Genomic DNA, 3,839 nt, shown 5'->3' on the forward strand with positions numbered 1-3,839 from the left:
AGCCTACCTTCGGTATGTTGCCGGCCAGGATCAGTCCAACGCTTTTTGCGGGCTTGTCTGTTTCAAGGTCATATTTTGAAAGCCAGGTGCTTAGGTCGGCTTCGTTGAGCATATGACCTATGGCTGTTACTGCCTCCGAAACACTTGCCGGTGTGAACCAGGCATTGTGATATTGTTCATTTTCGATAAGGGCGCTTAGCGATGCATCGGGCGATAGCATTTGCCTGCCCAGCTCCGAAAATGAATTTATTGATTTTTTTATATTAATTTTTGACATATATATGGTAGGGGATTAAACCCTTAAAGCCTTTTTTTGTTATATTTGTGCGCTTGCAATTTGCAGGCAAAGTTAATTGAGATTATTAGATATTTAGAAATATGGCGATTAAAATCACCGACGAATGCATAAACTGCGGGGCCTGCGAACCAGAATGCCCTAATAATGCTATTTATGATGCAGGAGCCGCCTGGCGTTTTAGCGATGGGACGGGCCTGAAAGGGGTAATTGATTTTGGCGATGGTAATACCCTGAATGCCGAAGAAACACAGGCTGCATTATCTGACGATATATATTATATAGTGCCTGATAAGTGTACCGAATGTGTAGGTTTTCATGATGAGCCTCAGTGTGCCGCAGTTTGCCCGGTTGATTGTTGTGTTGATGACGAAGATATCCGCGAAAGCGAAGAAGAATTGCTTGCCAAAAAAGATTGGCTGCACATGAACGAGTAAAATTTATTTTTCAATGATATTGAAAGGGATATGCAGTGCATGTCCCTTTTTTGTTTAGTAATAAATTGGGTTTATGGATTGCTATAGCTTCTCAGGCTTGATTGAAAATTCTAAAAATATTTGTATTATCGTATAGTTTTTATCCCTGGGCTACAGATACCAATTATAAAAGTAACATCATATTAAAATGCTAACCGTGTATTTATTTTAAAATGCGCGTGGAATTTTTGTTTATTTGACATTTACAGAAACTATGGAGTACGGGATATGTAACCTGTCCGTAATCCCGCTTAGGGCCGAGCCTAATGAGCGGAGCGAACAGGTGTCGCAATTATTATTTGGCGAAGCGTTTGAAATTACCGAGTGGCAAAACAACTGGGTTAAGATCATTGCCGAAAGTGACGGATATGTGGGGTGGATAGGTAGGTTGCAATTTGCGATGCTTGGTCATATAGCATATAAAAATGTTAAGAATCATCCACCAAAGCTTACTTACCATGCAGTTACGCAGGCCTGGAAGATAAGTGATAACAGTGTTGTTTATTTATCTGCCGGCAGTTCGCGTGCTTTTCTGGAAGGAACTTCATGCCGTGTTGGTAACGAGCGTTTTGAGATAATTGGAAAAGTTGGCGAACCTGAAGACATAGCGGCCACCGCGAAATCATTCCTGAACTCGCCTTATTTGTGGGGAGGCCGCACGCATTTTGGTATCGATTGCTCAGGTTTTACGCAAATAGTTTATAAGCTTAAAGGCCTCAGGATTAAACGCGACGCCAGTATGCAGGTAAAAGAAGGCAGTAAAGTTGCTTCGATAAAGGATGCCAGGCTGGGCGACCTGGCTTTTTTTGATAATGCCGAAGGCCGGGTAACACATGTGGGTATTATGCTCAATAATGAACACATCATCCATGCATCCGGTAAAGTTAAAATTGATACCATCAATGAGGATGGCATATACTCAAGAGAGCAAAAAAAGCATACTCATAATCTATGCGGCATCAGGCGTTTTTTTTAGTCACTCCTGCGCCTATTGTTTGATAAATTTCTTAAAGCCTAAAACGGTATTGTCTTTGCTGTTAACAACCTGCATAATATAAGTGCCGGGCACAAATGCAGCTACATTATTTTGCCAGTTAGATTGAGATGATGTAGTTGTGGCTATAACCTTACCCTCGCTGTTGGTGATATTGATTTTGTACTTTATTGTACTGCCATTGCCAATTAGCATTTCGGCATGAATTACATCGGTTGCTGGATTGGGGTACAGGCTTATGATACTACTTATAGCGTTCTGTGTTTTATTGGCAAACATCACGGGTGCTATTTTAGAGTAAGTGGAATCGCCGTTCAGGTCAATTTGTTTTAGGCGATATTGGTTAAGGCCCGGCGCCGGCGTTTTATCATTAAGCGAATAATTTTTTGCGCCGCTTGAGTAAAGTGTGCCTATAGGATCAAATGTTTTACCGTTGTTGGTGCTTCTTTCAACAACATAGGTTGTATACTTAGCCTCGTTTTCGGCGAGCCAGGTAATTTGGGCTTCGTCGGCTACTTTCCTGGCATCGAAGGTGAGCAAATGTACCATGAGGGCTGGGTTTTGGCGTATGATAAGCTGTAACCTTTTGTTGCCGAAGGACGCGCTGTTGCCTTTATCTATGGTAAAGTTATAATCAGTATGGGCTTTGATATCCACCGAATCCTTGGTGAAATTATCCTTAAGCCATACTTCATAAATGGCTGGCAGGTCTTTAACATCAGCTAATTTGATCTTATAGGGTCCTGACGTTGTGGCATCTGCAAAAAGTGGAATTATCTCCTGCGTTTTTCCGGGTAGGGGAAGATGGTGGATGCTTGTTTTTACGCTGTCGCTTGATAAAGCCGAAAAGCTTTCCAAAGCGCCGATCCCGCCAAGGTCTTCAGCATCTTTATCTTTATTAAAACTGGCCGTTGCCCATTTATCAAATACAAGTGCGATACCATCAAAGTTTGCTGTGTCTTTTTCAAGTAAAAGGTGCATTACGGGACTGGGTTGAGCAACTGGTGCAGTTATATCGGCGGCGGCAATTGGTGAATTTACGCTACTCATGATCGCTTTACTGCCAGTGCCAAGGGCTTGTGCAATTGGTGTTTGGGTTTGTGGTAAACTGAACACGCCGGCAAGTGTAATTGAAGAAGGCTGGGTAGTTACCTTGGCCGATTCTCTGAAAGTTAAAGCCTGGCCGCTGCCGTTTGCAATAATAAAAAAGCCCTGCCCGCTTGCTATCATATTGCTTGCCGCGCCGCCCACTACGCTTTGTACACCGGGGTTAATGGTAGTGGTAGTATCATTGACAGAAGTTATCTGCCCGGCATATTGCTGGTAGCTCTCGAAATTTTTAGTTGTTAAATTGTAAACCCATATGTAGGTTAAAGGGGGAACTTTTGATGGCGTAGTTGTATAAATTTGAGCCTTTTGCCCCGAAATATAAATAGAAGATTTTTGATCGGCAGTGCTGCCCGATGTGCCTTTACGGTTGAACTTTTCAAAGTTTATAGTGGCCGGATATGGGTTGCCTACCAGGTTATAACCCTGAAGGGTGTTAGCAGCAACAGTTGAATATTGTAAGGTTGATGTGCCGTCATACCAGTTTGCCAAGGTGACATTGCCCTGGTTTAAGGTTCCGGTTTCGGTCATTGTGGTTGGCTGCGGAACATAAGTAGTAAATATGGCATTGTTTATAGAGACTGCTGCGGTACGATCACCACGGAAAAAAAATGCAAAACCGTTGCCGGCACCAATGTATCTGCTGCCGGTTTCACTATCAAAAGAGTATGGCGATGTTAAACTATTAACGCCTCTGAAATAGCCGGATGTAAAGGAACTTTGGTTTGCAGGCTGACTTTCTTTAAAAAGGTAAATGGTAGGGTTATTGGCACCCGGCGAAACGTCAAAGCCTCCCGCAGCTAATGTTGTGCCCGTAACAAACGCATTGTTTTTGAGGTACGCCAGCGTGAAAACCGGGGTTGAAGTGCCTGTATTAACGCTTGAAGTTAACAAACGGTATCCTCTGTATTGTGTTGCGCCACCGTTAATGTAGCGTTGAACGTTCACATTACCGGTAATAGCCGTA

The 3,839-nt window shown here is 43.0% G+C and carries 3 protein-coding genes and 1 pseudogene; 2 read left to right on the forward strand and 2 right to left on the reverse strand.

What is annotated here, in order from left to right:
- Positions 1 to 277 (reverse strand): annotated as a pseudogene (locus VF500_RS27265) (acyl-CoA reductase); the annotation flags it as partial.
- Between the two features lie 101 nt (positions 278 to 378).
- On the opposite strand from VF500_RS27265, the gene VF500_RS27270 reads away from it, so the two are divergent.
- Positions 379 to 732: a 4Fe-4S dicluster domain-containing protein gene (locus tag VF500_RS27270; protein ID WP_121229730.1), complete on the forward strand. Its 354-nt coding sequence runs from the start codon at positions 379 to 381 to the stop codon at positions 730 to 732.
- A gap of 253 nt (positions 733 to 985) precedes the next feature.
- On the forward strand, positions 986 to 1,747 hold the full coding sequence (locus VF500_RS27275; RefSeq protein WP_330862691.1) for a C40 family peptidase: 762 nt from the start codon (positions 986 to 988) through the stop codon (positions 1,745 to 1,747).
- A gap of 12 nt (positions 1,748 to 1,759) precedes the next feature.
- Here the strand turns inward: VF500_RS27275 and VF500_RS27280 are convergent.
- A partial coding sequence (locus tag VF500_RS27280) for a T9SS type A sorting domain-containing protein (protein ID WP_330862692.1) occupies positions 1,760 to 3,839 on the reverse strand: 2,080 nt, incomplete at its 5' end.

The organism is Mucilaginibacter sp., assembly GCF_036383575.1.
In the GTDB taxonomy this organism is placed as follows: Bacteria; Bacteroidota; Bacteroidia; order Sphingobacteriales; family Sphingobacteriaceae; genus Mucilaginibacter.